Origin of the sequence: Brevibacillus laterosporus (assembly GCA_007833815.1) — a bacterium.
In the GTDB taxonomy this organism is placed as follows: domain Bacteria; phylum Bacillota; class Bacilli; order Brevibacillales; family Brevibacillaceae; genus Brevibacillus_B; species Brevibacillus_B laterosporus_D.
Genome location: CP033464.1, coordinates 1,992,890 through 2,010,612 on the forward strand (window position 1 = coordinate 1,992,890; position 17,723 = coordinate 2,010,612).

A 17,723-nucleotide genomic window follows, 5' to 3' on the forward strand; every position below is an offset into this window, starting at 1 on the left:
AAAATTCGTTCATTTTCATAACAAAACCCTCCCAATTCATCTATTACTTTTAGCTTACTTGAGTTGGGAGGGGGTAGTCTAATCTATCTTGTCTTTTTCCAAACTGCCTTAGCGAAATAAGCTATCATTGCCTTTATGTTGTTACTCTATAAGCATTCGGAAGTTTTTCTCACCCATCGACACTGTCTCCATACCTATTTCATTAGCATATTTGACATCAGAAAGTAACACGTTGTCCTGCAATACATGATCAAAACGCTCCAGCGCTTCTTTTAACTGAGCATCAACATCAAGAGTAAGACTCACCCGTTTTTCAATTGGTAAATTCAGCTTCTTGCGGTAATCCTGAATCGCACGTATGACTTCGCGTACAAAGCCTTCCTGCTCTAGTTCCTCCGTTATCGTCGTATTCAAAGCAACGTTGATTTGATAGCCGGACGCGGAAGCAAAGCCTTCTTTTCCTTGTTTTTCAACGAGTAGCTCATCCAGTGTAATATGAATTCCTTCGTCTAAAATGGTGACATCCAAGAAGCCACTATCGACTGTTTGTTTCGCTTCGGATGCGGACAGATGTTTTAAATGATTTTGAAGAGGAGCGACGAATTTTCCATATTTTTTTCCGGCAATTTTTAAATTTAGTTTTAAATGGTAGGTAACGAAGCCGCTGACGCTTTTTTCAACTCGGATATCTTTTACGTTGATTTCATCTTTGATGATGTCCATGAATCGGTTCAGGTTGAAATCGCGGTCTATTGACACAATAAGCTCGGACAAAGGCTGACGAGTCTTGATTCCGGTTTCGTTCCGGATGTTTCGAGCTAGCTCCACGATTTGACGTGCGGTTTCCATGTCGTTTTCGAGAGTTGCGTCGATAACTGCTTCGTTCACCTTCGGATAATCCGCTAGATGGACACTTCCTTCGCCACCAATGTTGTTAAAGATGTCCTCTGCAATGAGCGGCGCATACGGTGCGATCATCCGTGATAGCGTCAATAACACTTCGCGCAGTGTCTGGTATGCGGACACCTTGTCTTCTGTCATTTCGCTGCCCCAAAAACGGTTACGAGAGCGACGGATGTACCAATTGCTTAACTCGTCGATGAACGATTCCATTTGCTTTGCCGGATTCAGAAAATCATTAACTTCAAGCCCCTTCAACACGTTTTGCAGGGTTGAATGTAACCTCGAAAGGATCCAACGGTCTAATTCATTCATATAAATTTGCTGTGGATAGTCTTCAGGCTTATATTGATCAATTGTCGCATAAAGCGAGTAGAAAGCATGCGTGTTATTAATCGTATCAATCACTTTAAACTTCGCTTCGGCTACGATCTGTTTCGTAAACCGCTTGCTGTTCCACGGTGCACTGTCAGACAGAAGTGCCCAGCGGAATGCATCCGCTCCAAATTCTTCGATAATATCCCAAGGATCAATGACATTCCCTTTGCTTTTGGACATCTTTAGACCGTTTTCATCTAGTACGTGTCCAGTTGAAATAACCGCTTTGTATGGCGATTTTCCGTTATATAGTGTTGATACCGCCAGCAAGCTGAAGAACCAGCCTCTGGTTTGGTCGATGCCTTCGGAGATGATATCGGCAGGATACTGCTCATGGAAGAGTTTCTCGTCGCCAAAGGGGTAATGGTACTGGGCAAACGGCATCGAACCACTGTCAAACCACACATCGACGACTTCAGGCGTTCTTTTCATTGTACCGCCGCAAGAGCAGCGCAATGTAACATCATCCACAAAAGGTTTATGCAGCTCCAAGCTCTCATCGATTGGCTCTACTGACCTTTCGTGTAGGTCTTTACGACTTCCCGGCGCATACTCGGATCCGCAATCAGGGCAAAGCCAAATGTTCAGCGGAGTACCCCAGTAGCGATTCCGGCTGATATTCCAATCGACGAGCTCTTCCAGAAATTTCCCAAAACGTCCTTCGCGTAAATGAGAGGGGTACCAGTCGATTTTGCTATTGTTTTCGATTAACTGGTCTTTAACTGCGGTCGTTTTGATGAACCAGCTTTCCATCGCATAGTAGAGCAGAGGAGATTTACAGCGCCAGCAAAAAGGATAGCTGTGCTCATAACGTTCCTTGGAGAATAGTAGATTGCGGTAGGACAAGTTTTTCACAATATCGACATCGCAATCTTTGACAAAGCGTCCGGCGTAATCAGTGACTTGATCAGTGTATCGTCCAGACAAGTTTACTACGCTCACGAAATCCAATCCGTGCTGACGGCTTGTGCGGTAATCGTCTTCCCCGTGTGCTGGTGCTGTATGAACAATACCAGTACCGCTTGCATCGCTAACATAGTCGGCATCTACGATAATATGACCTTTGTTAACGCTGATATAACAAAAGGGTGGCTCATAAGCAGTACCTACGAATTCCAACCCTTTATGAGTAGACAAGATCTCATAGTCCTCTTTCAAAACTTTTTCTACAAGATTTTTTGCAACCACGTATACTTCACCGTTCTGTTTTACTCTAACGTAGTCGATATCTTTGTTTATCGCTAAGGCCGTATTGGCTGGAAGTGTCCACGGCGTTGTCGTCCATGCGAGGAAGATGTCCTCCCCATTTTTGCTTCTAAATTTCACCGTAGCACTCAAATCTTTAACGTCTTCATAGCCTTGCGCCACTTCATGAGAACTTAGTGTCGTTTGGCAGTCAGGACAATATGGGCTGACGCGGTGACCTTTGTACAACAGTTCTTTTTTATGAATTTCTGACAAGATGTGCCAAACGCTTTCGATATAATCATTAGTCAACGTAACGTAGGGGTTATCCATGTCTGTCCAATAAGCAATTGCGTCTGTAAGCTCGCGCCATTGCTTCTCGTATTCGAACACACTACTTTTACATTGTCCCACGAATTCGGCTACTCCGTATTTTTCGATCTCTTGTTTTCCCGATATGCCCAATTGCTTCTCCACGCCCAGCTCGACGGGAAGACCGTGTGTGTCCCATCCAGCTTTGCGGACGACACGGTATCCAGACATCGTTTTATAGCGTCCGATGAAATCTTTAATGACGCGTCCGAGGACGTGACCGATATGAGGCTTTCCATTTGCTGTAGGAGGCCCTTCATAAAACACGAAGTTCGGTTTGCCTACCCGGTTATCAATTGATTTTCGAAACGTATCGTTTTGTTTCCATTGATTCAAGACACGCAACTCACGAGTCCTTGCTTTTTCTTTCACATCAACTTTTCTCATGCTTTTCATCCTTTCTCCATCCATATAAATTATGGGGTAGGGCTAGAAAAACAAAAAAATCCCGCCCCGTAAGGGACGAGATTTCATCTCGCGATACCACCCTTGTTCCGAAATAATCATAAAACCATGATCTCTCGGCACCTCGTCTACGTACCATCATACGCGTCCCTTGTAACGGCAGGATCCCGGGTTAGCTTAATTACATACCTTCAGCTTTCCTTCTCGGAGAGGATTTTCGGCTAAGTCTTGAACGTTGGCTTTCAGCGCAAGGCCAACTCTCTGGGGAACAAGGGATTTAGCTTACTCGTTCTCGTCAATGAATTTACTCTGATCATTCTGTTACCTCCTTTTTACACGACTTTCAATAAAATGTCAAACAGGTTAACTCTGTTACATTTCTACGTGTTCGGGCCATCCTACAATCAACAATAAGAATTAAATGTTATGATGCGAGGCTCATTATCAAGAACTCTGATTGGGAATAAATTCTTAGTATAACTTGTATAAACAAGTGTTTACAAACTTGTTTATACAAGTTATACTAAGGTCAATAAAACCGATGAAAGCGATTCCAAAGGGAGGTACATCTATGAGTGTTAGCAAAAAGTCCGTAGAAGAGATCATTGTAGCGCTTGGCGGTAAAGAGAATATTGTAACCGCTTCACATTGCGTAACACGCTTACGTCTTGCTTTGCTGGATGAGGAGAAGGTCCAGAAAGAAGAGTTAGACAATATTGATTTGGTGAAAGGATCTTTTTCCGCCAATGGACAGTTCCAGGTTGTCATTGGCCCTGGTGTAGTTGATAAAGCTTATGTTCATTTACTAGAGATTACCGGTCTAGAGCAAGCTTCTAAACAGGAATTGAAAGATGCTGCGGAACACAATTTGAACCCGATACAACGAGCGATTAAGACATTAGCTGATATTTTCATACCGATCCTACCTGCGATTGTAACGGCTGGTTTATTAATGGGGATCAACAATGTTTTGACCGGCAAAGGAATCTTCTTCCCAGAACAATCTCTCATTCAGGTGTATGCTCAATGGAGGGACCTAGCGGATGTCATTAATCTCATTGCTAATACGTCCTTCGTATTCTTACCTGCTTTAATCGGTTGGTCAGCTGCCAAACGCTTTGGTGGTAGTGAACTTCTTGGGATGGTACTTGGATTAATGCTCATTCATCCTGATTTGTTAAATGCTTGGGGATACGGCGATGCGGTTGCTAAGGGAACGGTGCCGTACTGGAATTTATTTGGACTAAGCGTAGAAAAAATCGGGTATCAGGGTCAAGTGTTACCTGTTCTGGTTTCAGCGTTTTGTTTAGCTAAGGTTGAACAGTTTATGAACAAGCGTGTACCAGATGCTTTCAAGCTATTATTAGTAGCTCCTGTGACATTATTAGTAACAGGGCTCTTGTCCTTCATCGTTATTGGCCCTTTAACCTTCTCGATCGGAAACGTAATTACCAATACTTTTGTTGGGATTTTTGATAATTTTGCGGTGGTTGGTGGTTTAATTTATGGTGGCTTCTATGCCTTGTTGGTTGTAACAGGCATGCATCATACTTTTCTTGCTGTTGACCTGCAGTTGATCGCAAGTGTGGGCGGAACCTTCTTGTGGCCGATCTTGGCACTTTCTAACATCGCTCAAGGCTCTGCGGCATTTGCTACTATGTTTGTGACCCGTGATGAAAAGCTAAAAGGCTTGTCTCTTACATCAGCGATTTCTGCTTTCCTGGGAATTACGGAACCAGCTATGTTTGGGGTAAATCTGCGGTTACGTTATCCGTTTATCGCTGCGATGATTGGGTCCGCTATCGGTGCCGTCTTTATTACGGTCAATAAGGTAAAAGCAGCTTCCATTGGTGTAGGTGGTTTGCCAGGCTTCTTGTCCATCTTTCCACAAAATTGGGGTCCGTTCTTTGTCGGAATGGCAATCGCTTTGGTTGTTCCTTTTGTCATTACGATTGTGTTTGGCAAAATGCGCAACAAAAAGGTAGAAGAAGATGGTACAAAAGCAGTGGCGTAACGATTAACTCATACGGCACATACTCAGCGCACAATACAACTCGACTAAGCCCTACGAAAATGGTGGTGTAAACAATGCAACAAACATGGTGGAAGAAAGCCGTTGTCTATCAGATTTATCCGAAAAGCTTTCTCGATACAACAGGTAGTGGCATCGGGGATTTAGAAGGAATTACTCGGCGGCTGGATTATTTACAGCAATTAGGTGTGGATGTGATTTGGTTAACACCTATTTATGCATCTCCACAAAAAGATAATGGCTATGATATCAGCGATTACTATACGATCAATCCCGAGTATGGAACAATGGAAACGTTTGAACAGCTGTTACATGAAGCCCACCAACGTAACATCAAGCTGATTATGGATATCGTTGTGAATCATACTTCTATTGAGCATGAATGGTTTAGAGAAGCAGCTTCTTCTAAAGAAAACCGGTATCGTGACTATTACATTTGGAAAGATGGTGTAGCTGGTAACCCTCCAACAAATTGGCAGTCCAAATTTGGTGGGAATGCTTGGGAATGGGACGAACGAACAAAGCAATACTATTTACATTTGTACGATGTGACGCAAGCCGATTTGAATTGGGAAAATCCTACCTTACGACGCGAAATCTACGATATGATGCATTTTTGGTTGAAAAAAGGTGTCGATGGCTTCCGGCTAGATGTCATTAATGTCATCTCCAAAGATCAGACATTCCAAAATGATACGCTACAAATCCCAATGGAAGATGGACGCCGTTTTTATACAGATGGCCCTCGTATCCACGAATATTTAAAAGAAATGAATGAGCAAGTTTTTGCACACTATCCTCAAATATTGACGGTTGGAGAGATGTCGTCTACAACGATTGATAATTGCATCCGATATACCAATCCAGAGGAAAATGAACTGAGTATGGTCTTTACTTTTCATCATTTGAAGGTCGATTATCCGAACGGACAAAAGTGGGCTACAGGTGAGCTTGATTTTGGCAAATTAAAGAGCATTCTCAATGAATGGCAGGTTGGAATGCAGGCAGGTGAAGGCTGGAATGCATTGTTCTGGTGCAATCACGATCAGCCACGTGTTGTCACTCGCTTTGGCGATGATCAGAAGTATCATAAAGAATCAGCGAAAATGCTAGCTACTGCCCTTCATTTTATGCAAGGAACACCATATATTTATCAGGGTGAAGAGTTTGGCATGACTGATCCTGCATTCTCTAGTATTGAGGATTACCGTGATATAGAAACGATTAATGCGTACGAATGGCTCCGTGAAACAGGCGCTCCTGAGCAGGAGATTATGAAGGCGATCCAACAAAAATCTAGAGATAATTCACGTACACCAATGCAATGGACGGATGCTCCCTATGGTGGATTCACGACAGGTACACCTTGGATTAACGTAGCTAATAATTATCCGTCTATCAATGCACAGCGAGCGCAGCAGGATCAGAGTTCCATTTGGTATCACTACCAAAAACTGATTCGATTGCGTAAAAAACATGATGTCATTGCATATGGCGATTTTACGATGATATACAAGGATCATCCGCAGATTTTTGCTTATGTGCGGCAATATGGTTCTGAGCAGTTGGTGGTGGTTACTAATTTCTATGCTGAGCCAACAAAATTTGTGTTGCCACAGGATATTGATAGAACCAGCCCTATGGAAGTAATCCTGACCAACTATCTAGATGTTCCTGATGCACTGGACGAATTTTCGTTGCGTCCATATGAGTCGATTGCGATTTTGATAAAGTAAAGTAGGCATGAAACAGAATGCTCATCCCTTTTCCATTTCGAAAGGGGAAATGGGTATTCTGTTTTTGTGTTTCTATTTGTACTCACAGCCATAGAGCGGTATCATAAAGGGAGAATGGTTGACATAACAAGATCGTCATGTACAACCGATAGAATCCGGTTTGAGAGGATGACAACATGAGTAAAATAATCGTTTTAGCAGAGAAACCCTCGGTGGGTAAAGATATTGCCAGAGTCCTGAAATGTACTAAGCAGGCGAACGGCTACCTAGAAGGCGACAAATATGTGGTGACGTGGGCATTTGGACACCTCGTAACATTAGCTGATCCTGAGGTATATGGAGAGACGTATAAATCATGGAAGCTGGAAGATCTACCGCTATTGCCTTCCCGGCTACAATTGACCGTCATCAGACAGAGTGGAAAGCAATACCAGGTCGTTAAAAATCTGTTAGGTCGTCAGGATATTAAAGAAGTGATTATTGCTACGGATGCTGGACGTGAAGGTGAGCTGGTGGCTAGATGGATTTTAGAAAAAGCCCATGTGAAAAAGCCGATTAAGCGTCTCTGGATTTCCTCTGTAACTGATAAGGCAATCACGGACGGCTTTCGGAACCTACGCGATGGGAAGGAGTACGAGAATCTATATGCTTCTGCTGTAGCTCGTGCGGAAGCTGACTGGTTTGTCGGCATCAATGCAACTCGTGCGCTTACAACGAAGCATAATGCCCAGCTTTCTTGTGGTCGTGTACAAACACCCACTGTGGCTATGATTGCCAAACGTGAGGAGGAGATTCAAAAATTTGTTCCTCGTCCCTATTATGGCGTCCAAGCGATAACAGGTAATGGATTAAAACTTATGTGGCAAGATCAGCAGACAAAAGATATGAAGACTTTTACCAAAGAGAAAGCAGAAAAAGTAGCAACAACTAGTAAAAACAAACAGGCAGAAATTATCGATATCCAGAAGGCAAATAAGAAAAGCTTTGCTCCAGCCTTATACGATCTGACCGAGCTGCAACGTGATGCGAACAAGCGATTTGGTTTTTCTGCAAAGGAAACTCTCTCCGTCATGCAAGGACTGTACGAAACACATAAGGTACTTACCTATCCACGTACGGATTCCCGCTATCTAACGTCAGACATTGTGGCGACAATACCAGATCGGTTGAGGGCTGTTTCGGTTAAACCATACACTACGTTTGCTGCTAAGCTGTTAAAACAGCCTATTCGTGCTGGAAAACATGTAGTAGACGATAGTAGGGTAACTGATCACCATGCGATTATTCCAACCGAGCAAACTGTGTTGATGAGTAAGCTTAGTGACAAGGAACGTAAAATTTATGATCTCGTTGTCAAACGCTTTTTAGCTGTGTTTTATACACCGTTTGAATATGAGCAAATTAGTATTCGTGCCCGCATTGGTGAAGAGGAATTCCTAGCAAAAGGGAAGACCATCACGAGCCAAGGCTGGAAGGAAATCTACGACAACCACTTTGATGAAGAGGAAGTCGGAGATGGACTAACCGAGCAACTCTTACCTACACTACGACAAGGCGAGCAAATGACTATACAGACCGTATCTCCTACTAAAGGGGAAACAAAACCACCAGAACCATTTACAGAGGCAACACTCCTTTCTGCCATGGAGAACCCTGCTCGGTATATGGGACAGGTCGATAAAAATGTAGCAAAAACATTGGGTGACACAGGCGGACTCGGCACAGTTGCTACTCGTGCAGATATTATCGAAAAATTATTTAATAGCTTTTTAATTGAAAAGCGTGGTAAGCACATTCATATCACATCCAAAGGGAAACAATTGCTAGAGCTTGTACCAGAAGAACTGCAATCACCCGCTCTGACTGCGGAATGGGAAGTGAAGCTAGGGGCTATTTCTAAAGGAAGTCTGGCTAAAAACAGCTTCATACAAGAAATGAAGAAATATGCAGAGCAAATCGTTCAACAAATTAAATTCAGCGAGCAAAAATTCCGTCATGACAATCTGACACGTTCCAAATGCCCGGATTGTGGAAAGCTAATGCTTGAGGTGAATGGCAAAAAAGGAAAAATGCTGGTTTGTCAGGATCGTGACTGCGGTCATCGTAAAAATTTATCTAAAGTTACAAACGCGAGATGTCCACAATGTCGGAAAAAGATGGAGATGCGTGGTGAAGGAGAAGGCAAGATATTCGTATGCAAATGCGGTCATCGTGAAAAATTATCTACGTTTAATGACAGACGTAGTAAAGAGAAACAAACGAATGTCTCCAAGCGAGATGTGGCGCAATACATGAAAAACCAACAACGTGACCAAGAGGACCTAGGTAATCCAGCGCTGATGGAGGCACTGAAAAAATTAAAGCTAGACCAGTAATTTTTTTGTAGATAGTAAAAAATATTTCTGTATATGTAGGCGGTCTCTCTCCGAATATTTACTGGAGAGACCGCCTACTTTTATGTCTGTTTTTGCTGGAATAAAAGATTCTAATGGTAGGTAGAGAGTTTTTTAGATTTCTGAAGTTGTCTAAAATATATGTATCCCTATTGTAAGTTTTTTCAGTGGCAATCGGTTTTTTCTATTAAATATAATGTACAAAAATTAAAATATTTTAAAATTTTGTAAAATAACTCTTTACTGGAATTTTTTTCTATTTTATTATTAATTTGCAAGCAGAACTATATAATGGTTTATGTATTGTGTTCTTACAATGAACAAAATTATAAGAGGAGGAACAAAAAATGAAGAAAGATGATATGTTTGATTTGGATATACAGGTGAAAGAGGTAAATCAAGTGCAACCGGACTCAGTAGTGAATAGCCTCATATGTACAATATTTTGCTCAGCTACTTGCTACAGCGGCTGCTGCTAATAAAAACTTGAAGGCGGAGGAGCATCGCGGTAAGCGATGTTCTTCCTTAATATTTTTACTTCATACATGGGAAAGAGGGGTATGAATGGCCAAGCAAATTGAAAAGGAATGTAGTCCGACCACCGCCATGTAGCGCCGCTACGTGTGCCGGGAGAGGCGCACGTTCAAAAAAGTTTTAGATGATACGGTAGAACAACTTAATATAGCAAAAGGATGGGTTTTTTATTGGGAAGGAGGACAGAAGGAAAATCTTCATCGTGTTAAAACAGACGGAACCAAACAAATGTGATGTAGATAAACCGAAGTTTGTCTACATTTTTTTGCGAATCGTTATATTGCCGTACTACAGCAAAGAGAAAACAAGGAAGTTATTAGTCTAAATGGTAAAATAATGATATTAATAAGATAGTAAGGAGGTGTTTTATGTAAATTTTGGAAATTCATGAAAAATGACGTTTCTGTTTGCCTACCAGCTCGAAATATCCCACGATAAAAGATATTTATAAAACGTTATTCAGAGTAATTCTATTACTTCTATACCTAAAAAAAAAGTAGAAAATTGGTACATGATCCTTTAAAAACTTTAGAATTTAAAGGTAAAAGCTAGTTAACTTATATTGGTAGAAGGATCATTTTTAAGTCCTGCAGTCTTGGAGTTAAGCTAACTGCTAGATAAATATATGGTATTTATCCAAGTTATTATATGAAATATAATATCGGGCTGATTTTTAACACAAGGAGCAATAAATTTTCAGAATAATATACTTTAACAAAAATTTCTATTTTATCATTTATTAGTAATATGAACCACCGTAAAATAGTTTATACATTTGTTCTTGCTGAACTATTGAGACCAATTAAGTCCGAAATTAGGAAGAAACAAACGTTCGGATTTTTAGTGAAGTCGAACACAATCACTAGATTCTTGTAGAAACACCTCTGAAATTGTGGCCTTTTGTAAGCAATAATGGGAAATTTCTTTACTGTTTAATGTAGAATTTGTGAAAGATTTAGACTTTTCGCAAGAATACACTTTACTGTAAATCATTTCTGTTATATCATTTAATTGTAATCGTAACCAAATACTAGAAAAAGAGTTTAGTTCTGGATACGAACAAAATTATAAGAGGAGGAACAAAAAATGAAAAAAGATGATCTATTTGATTTGGATGTACAGGTGAAAGAGGCAAGTCAAGCTCAAGGGGACTCAGTATTGAGCGACCTCATATGTACAACATTTTGCTCAGCTACTTTTTGCCAAAGTAACTGCTGCTAATAAAAGCTTGAAGGAAGAGCATCGCGATAAGCGATGTTCTTCCTTTATATTTCAGGAAGGAGGGGTATGAATGGCCAAACAACTTGAGAAAGAGTTAACTACTCAATATGGTAAAACTAATAAAGAAGAAAACTTATTTACAGCAGCAGATTTTTTTATGCTACGGTTACCACTGTTTCCATTAGAAAATTTCTATGAATTAAATAAAATGGATGATTATCTCACTGCTATAAGGGAGTATGCGAGGGAAGAGAAAGTGAGAGAAGCCATTCTTGTCTCTAGCCCATCATTGTACGCAGCATTGCCTAATCTAGAAAGTGACCTCACTTCCCGAAAGACCAAACAAACTCTATCTAGCTTTATTCGTTATTTTCTAAGAATGAGTACCCGTGCTACTCCATATGGTTTATTCGCTGGTGTAGCTTTGGGATCGTTAACTGACAAGACAGATATTTTATTAGGAAATTGTGATTATAACCAAAAACGTACACGTCCAGATATGGAATGGTTGCTTGCAATTATTAAAGGATTGGAACAAAGACTTTATGTGGTAAAACAGCTGAAAGTCCAAAAAAACCATGCTTCATTACAGGTAGGAGGACGAATTGAACTTACTCTTGCCACTGAATACGGCCAAATTAAACGGTTAGATGGCATGCAAAAAGAGAGGATTTCAATCCGTGCGACAGAAGTTGTGCACAACGTGTTTGCTCTGACAGAGCATCCGATTCTATTTGAAGAATTAATTGCTAGGTTGATGGAATTATACCCTAAGGCGGGGGAACAAAAGGTAACCGGACTATTATGGCAATTATTTTCTCAGGAGTTTTTAATTAGTGAATTACGTCCACCACTCACAGTAGCGAATCCATTTGATTATGTGATGGGACACCTTAAGTTACTGGATGGTGTACAGGAAATATATGGGGAACTAGTTTACATTCAAGAAATGATGAAACGATATGACGAGCTGCCTATAGGAAATGGTATACAAGCCTATCAAGAATTAATTGCTAGGATGAAGGCTATAGAAGCGAGTGATACGCCGATACAAGTAGACTTCCACTTAGCCAGTAACAAAGTATGTTTACACAACGGAATTGGGGAAGAAGTAGCCAAGGCGGCGGAATGTCTTTGGCGATTGTCTTTTGTACAGCGAGGAGCGACTCATCTCCGAAGCTATCATAAGGACTTTTTGGAGAGATATGGAACTTCAAGAGAAGTACCAGTCTTAGAACTTCTTAGTGAGGAAATCGGTTTAGGAGCGCCAGCAGGATATATGTCCCCACCCAGTAATCGAAGAGAAATAGTATCACCTCTCAAGTATTCTGATCAGCGTGAAGCCATTGTGATGAGAAAAGTGGTTCAAGCGATTGCAACAAAAAAAAGGGAAGTAGAGATTACGAATGATCTACTCGAACAGTTAGATGCCGATCCAGTAAATCCTAAATACGCACCAGATTCCTTGGAAATGTATGTGGAGGTAATTGCATCTTCACAGGAAGCGATCGATAAAGGAGAATATCTACTTGAAGTGGGACCCATGCCTGGTTCATCTAAAGTAGGTCAATCATTTGGAAGATTCCTTGATATTCTTGGAACGGAAGCGATAGAAAAACACGAACAGGTTCATAAGCAAGTACAAGGCCAATTTGAAGATGTAATAATGGTCGATGCTGTTTATTTACCAGCAGCAGGACGTATGGCCAACATTATGTTGCATCCATCCCTAAGCGAATACGAACTGGCTATTGGGACAAATTGTTCAGAGAAGGCTAAACACCCCCTTCTCCTTGAAGATATTGTGGTATGTGCAACGGTGGAACATTTGTATCTCAAGTCCCGCACACATGGGAAGAAAATTATTATTTCATCGGATAACATGCTTAATTTCAGAAACTCTCCAAACGTTTATCGATTTTTACGTGAGGTTTCTTTTGAGAATATACGTAACTGGCAACCATTTTCTTGGGGTAATATGGAAGGTTCACCATACTTACCACGTGTTCGTTATGGACGAACGATCTTATCTCCTGCTGTATGGAAATTAACTCCTTCCTCTCTAGGGATGAAAGAAAATCCGAAAGAAGACCAGCTCTGGTATGATGCTTTTTCTAAATGGAGAATGGAATGGGATGTACCACGACATGTTTATATGGCTTTTGGCGACAATCGTATCTTACTAGACTTGGATAATTCCTACCATATCGAAGAAATACGTTCTGAATTGTTCAAGTCAAAAGGCATTAAGTTCCGCGAAAAAATTGGAGGATTAGAGAAAAACTGGGTGAATGGACCAGATGGGCATTTCGCAATGGAATGTGTGATTCCACTTATCAAACAGAAGCATCTAGTTAAGATGAATCCCCCTGTCTATAGAAAAAACATGGTCCTATCCAAGGAACAATACATAAAATTTCCTGGAAGCGATTGGTTATTTATCAAACTATATGGGGGCCAGCAACGGCAGAATGAGTTTATTGTTGAGAAGATTCGTACGTTTGCTGACTCAATGGTTCAAAAAGGAGCGGCAGACGAATGGTTTTTCATGAGATATCTTGACCCTGAACACCATATTCGCCTGCGATTTCATGGCAAACCCGAGAAGCTCATACAGGAGATTTTGCCAGAACTTTATCGTTGGATTCAAGAATGTCAGAGGGAAGGCTTTATTCAAAGAATGGTGATTGATACCTATGATCGTGAGGTAGAAAGATACGGTGGTCCAACGATGATGGCTAATGCCGAACGAGTATTTTCTAAAGATAGCCAGACGACTGTGAAGCTTTTGGGATTACTACGCTACAAGCAAACGAATCTTCCTGACTATGTTTTAGCAACGATTAGTATTATTGATATCATGACTAGATATGGACTTAGTTTTGAACAGCAATTCGAATGGATGGAACAGGTTGTTAAAAAGGATGCTCATAGAGAAGAGTTTCGAAAATGGCGCAAAACTTTACTTACTCTTGCTGATCCGCGGAACGATTGGCAAGGATTGCGTAGTCATCCGAGCGGGGAAGAAATTCGTGAAGCTTTTTACTTAAGAACGGATGCATTGAATATTTTTTGGAAACTTGTATCAGAAGGAGAACAAAACAAGTCTCTCTGGAGTTCAAAAGCGACGATTTTAGGTAGTTTGATCCATCTGCATTGCAATCGAATTTTTGGAGTAAATAGAGAGATGGAAGAGAAAGCAATGGCGTTTGTACGTCATACTTTACACAGCCAGCTTCACTGGAGGGAAAATGTTGGTGTCTCCATTTAAGGAAACCAGTAATAAATTGGAAACGATTCGAAATGTATTTGCTTCCTTCTCCCAATGGCCTAGTATTTTTCGTTTGCTCTATCAAACACATCCTCGCTATTTTGCGATTGTCATGATATTGACGATTATAAGTAGCTTGATTCCTGTGGGAGTAATTCTAGCTACACAATCTTTGATAAATTCGGCAGTAGTAGTTTCAGTAGGGGGGGAAATGTATCCGCTTTTAATCGCGTTTGGTACCTTCGCATTCCTAGCCGTAATACGCGATATTATCAAATATGTTGACTTGGTCTATAAAACTTTGTATCAAGAATTACTATCAAATCATGTGAACATGTTGATCATGAAAAAAGCCACACGACTTCCTTATTCTAGCTTTGAGGATGCAGCAATCTACGATCAGATGCAACGGGCAAAGCAAGATTCAACGTATCGCCCATATCAGTTATTTCAACAGGTAATGAATGTCATTAGTAGTGTGATTACTTTACTATCTGTTTCTGCTGTGCTGATCACTTGGAAGTGGTGGCTGGCTCTTATTTTGCTCTTGCTGCCTATCTGTTCCACATTTTCTTTTATTAAATTAGGGCAAGAAGAATTCATGATTAACCACAACCGCGCTTCTGACCGACGTAAGCAATATTACCTGATGAATTTACTGACCAATGATTCATCGGTAAAAGAAATAAAAATCTTTCAACTCGGCAAGTTTTTAGTCAATAGATATAGTAAATATTACCAACAGTTCTTCAATCAAGACAAAGCAATAGTAATTAAACGGACGAAAGTGGCGCTTGGATATCAGGTTATTACACTCATCGCAGTTGTTAGTATGCAGTCGTATGTAGTATGGGAAATGTTGCTTGGTACCATTGCAGTTGGTAGCTTACTCGCATTTATTCAAGCGATTTCTTACACCCAATCAACCTCCACAGATCTTATGCAAACGATCTTTAACATGTATCAAAACAATCTATATATCAGTCAGTTATTTAATTTTCTAGGCGTGCCAGATGAAAAACAAAAAACCACAGAAGAAAGAAATTCTTTTGAGAAGAACGCGTCTGGTCTAGAATTTCGCAATGTCTCGTTCAAATATCAGGGTGTCGAAGCCTATGCCTTACGAAATGTAAGCTTCACAATTCATTTAGGAGAAACACTTGCATTAGTAGGTGAAAATGGCTCAGGGAAATCGACAATTGTAAAATTAATTACCCGACTGTATCAACCGACAGAAGGGGAAATTTTTTTTGATGGCATACCGATAAGCCATTATGAAGAAAATGAATGGCGCCAAAAAATTAGTGCTTTGTTTCAAGATTTTATTAAATACGAAATGCAAGTCAAAGAAAACATTGGATTTGGTAACTATCTAAAGGCTGATGACGAAGTGGCAATTATAGAAGCAAGCAAACTGGCGGGAGCGGATGAGATGATTAAGCGTTTTCCGCAACAATTGAATACACAACTAGGTAAATTGTTTACAGACGGTTATCAGATTTCAGGTGGTCAGTGGCAGCGTATTGCCATCTCTCGAGCTTACATGCACGATGCTGATTTATACATTCTTGATGAACCAACAGCTGCACTAGATCCTCAAGCAGAGCAAGAGGTGTTTACTCGGTTCCGTGAACTAACCAAGAATAAAATGGGATTATTTATTTCCCATCGATTCTCTACTGTACGATATGCCAACCAGATTCTTGTCCTAAAACGAGGTGAGATAATTGAATCGGGTACACATAGGGAGCTGATAGCAGAGAATGGAGTTTATGCTTCTCTATTTCATACGCAAGCTTCTTTTTATCTCGAGGAAAAAGATGAATCTGCAAATGCAAATAAGATGGTAGGACAAGTGTAAAACAGAGGGAGGAAAATATGGAGAAAAATAAAGTGGTGACGGGTAATGAGCATGTATGGATAGGGATTAAAAAAGAGGAGTTAAGAACGAAAGCTTTTTCAATCGCACTCAAGGTAGCAGAGAAGCTGAGAGACCCCATTCAGGTAGAGAAAGTCGTGATGCACAAAGATAACATAAGTACCATAGGTGAGGTACCTCAATATCCTTGGGGGGCCACTAGTCTTTCCCACGGATATCCTGGTACGATTCTCTTTTTTGCTGAGCTGGACCGACACTTTCCTGAAGAAGGATGGGATATTGTTGCTCATGAACATCTTCTCGCTTTACAAGAAAAAATTAGGTCGATAGGTGTTTCAAGTGATTCCATGTTCGGTGGAATAGCAGGGATAAGCTTTGCTACGCTGGTAGCTTCACACAATCGGAAGCGTTATCAACGCTTTCTCGGACAATTGGATCAATTGTTAGCTCAAAGAACCGTGGCCATGATTGAAGATGAATATGTCCTCCATAAAAAAAGAGGGGGCAGTAATCCTCATATCTATGACGTCATTAATGGTGTTTCAGGAATTGGTCGTTATTTACTAGCAAGCAAACAAATTAATGAACTTCACTCTGCCTTACAAGATGTATTGCGATATCTAGTTTATCTAAGCCAGCCTATGGAATGGGAAGATGGTAGAAAGATACCAGGGTGGTACTTGACTCAAGAAATGCAATATTTAGATAAAGACAAAGAAATGTACTCAAAAGGTAACTTTAACCTAGGTTTTGCCCATGGAATTCCTGGACCATTAGCATTATTATCACTTGCTACGCGAGAAGGAATAGAAGTAACTGGTCAGCGGGACGCAATTCATAGAATAGCTGAATGGCTGATGAGGTGGCAGGAAACAGATGAGTACGGGATTATGTGGAGAGACAGGGTTAGTTTGGAGGATGAGCTAGAGAGTGAATTTCGTTCCCAATCATCATTCCGACGCGATGCATGGTGCTATGGTACACCAGGAGTAGCACATTCACTCCATTTAGCTGGTGAAGCTTTACAAGATTCATCCTATTGTAATCTGGCTTTTCAAGCCTATGATCATATTTTCAAAAGACCCGTAAGCGATTGGAATCTCTACTCAGATACGTTTTGTCATGGAAAAGCTGGACTTTTGCAAATGACGATGCGTATGGATATGGTTGCAGATGATGAACGTTATCAACCATATATAGAGTATTTAACAGAGACCTTAGTAAATAATTATAACCCTTCACTTCCCTTTGGATATCAGGATATAGAACCAAGAGATGGTCAAAGAATAGGGCTTAATAAGGCAGGTGCACTTGAAGGAGCGGCTGGTATTGGTCTTGCTCTACTCTCTGCAAGCAGCAAACAAGAGCCTATATGGGATCAACCATTTTTACTTGCCTAATAAAGGAGGGACTAGGA

The 17,723-nt window shown here is 40.7% G+C and carries 8 protein-coding genes and 1 pseudogene; 8 read left to right on the forward strand and 1 reads right to left on the reverse strand.

Translation table 11 applies throughout. The features are described from left to right. Nucleotides 1-141: 141 nt before the first annotated feature. On the reverse strand, nt 142-3,222 hold the full coding sequence (locus tag EEL30_11090; protein QDX92804.1) for an isoleucine--tRNA ligase: 3,081 nt from the start codon (nt 3,220-3,222) through the stop codon (nt 142-144). A gap of 589 nt (nt 3,223-3,811) precedes the next feature. Here EEL30_11090 and treB point away from each other — a divergent pair. The 8 genes and pseudogenes from treB (at nt 3,812) to EEL30_11130 (ending at nt 17,706) form a co-directional block, all read left to right on the forward strand. After that, the gene (gene treB, locus EEL30_11095) at nt 3,812-5,254 is read left to right on the forward strand and encodes a PTS trehalose transporter subunit IIBC (GenBank protein ID QDX92805.1); all 1,443 of its coding nucleotides are present in this window, start codon (nt 3,812-3,814) and stop codon (nt 5,252-5,254) included. Nucleotides 5,255-5,328: 74 nt separating this feature from the next. Next, the gene (treC, locus tag EEL30_11100) at nt 5,329-7,008 is read left to right on the forward strand and encodes an alpha,alpha-phosphotrehalase (protein ID QDX92806.1); all 1,680 of its coding nucleotides are present in this window, start codon (nt 5,329-5,331) and stop codon (nt 7,006-7,008) included. A 176-nt stretch (nt 7,009-7,184) separates the two neighbouring features. After that, nucleotides 7,185-9,383, forward strand: a complete 2,199-nt coding sequence (locus EEL30_11105; protein ID QDX92807.1) for a DNA topoisomerase III — start codon at nt 7,185-7,187, stop codon at nt 9,381-9,383. Nucleotides 9,384-10,040: 657 nt separating this feature from the next. Then, nucleotides 10,041-10,169 (forward strand): annotated as a pseudogene (locus EEL30_11110) (DUF5050 domain-containing protein). Between the two features lie 852 nt (nt 10,170-11,021). Beyond that, entirely contained in the window at nt 11,022-11,156 is a 135-nt protein-coding gene (locus tag EEL30_11115) for a hypothetical protein (protein QDX92808.1), read from the forward strand. Between the two features lie 70 nt (nt 11,157-11,226). After that, entirely contained in the window at nt 11,227-14,427 is a 3,201-nt protein-coding gene (locus EEL30_11120) for a lantibiotic dehydratase (GenBank protein QDX92809.1), read from the forward strand. Then, complete coding sequence (locus EEL30_11125; protein ID QDX95740.1) at nt 14,414-16,288, forward strand: ABC transporter ATP-binding protein; 1,875 nt, start codon at nt 14,414-14,416, stop codon at nt 16,286-16,288. The genes EEL30_11120 and EEL30_11125 overlap by 14 nt, the downstream gene beginning before the upstream one ends. A 17-nt stretch (nt 16,289-16,305) precedes the next feature. Then, the gene (locus tag EEL30_11130; GenBank protein ID QDX92810.1) at nt 16,306-17,706 is read left to right on the forward strand and encodes a lanthionine synthetase; all 1,401 of its coding nucleotides are present in this window, start codon (nt 16,306-16,308) and stop codon (nt 17,704-17,706) included. The last annotated feature ends 17 nt before the right edge of the window (nt 17,707-17,723 follow it).

Bases quoted from the DNA above. Each gene is read 5' to 3' on its own strand.
- EEL30_11090 (QDX92804.1), bottom strand. From the start codon at position 3,222: ATGAGAAAAGTTGATGTGAAAGAAAAAGCAAGGACTCGTGAGTTGCGT.
- treB (QDX92805.1), top strand. From the start codon at position 3,812: ATGAGTGTTAGCAAAAAGTCCGTAGAAGAGATCATTGTAGCGCTTGGC.
- treC (QDX92806.1), top strand. From the start codon at position 5,329: ATGCAACAAACATGGTGGAAGAAAGCCGTTGTCTATCAGATTTATCCG.
- EEL30_11105 (QDX92807.1), top strand. From the start codon at position 7,185: ATGAGTAAAATAATCGTTTTAGCAGAGAAACCCTCGGTGGGTAAAGAT.
- EEL30_11115 (QDX92808.1), top strand. From the start codon at position 11,022: ATGAAAAAAGATGATCTATTTGATTTGGATGTACAGGTGAAAGAGGCA.
- EEL30_11120 (QDX92809.1), top strand. From the start codon at position 11,227: ATGGCCAAACAACTTGAGAAAGAGTTAACTACTCAATATGGTAAAACT.
- EEL30_11130 (QDX92810.1), top strand. From the start codon at position 16,306: ATGGAGAAAAATAAAGTGGTGACGGGTAATGAGCATGTATGGATAGGG.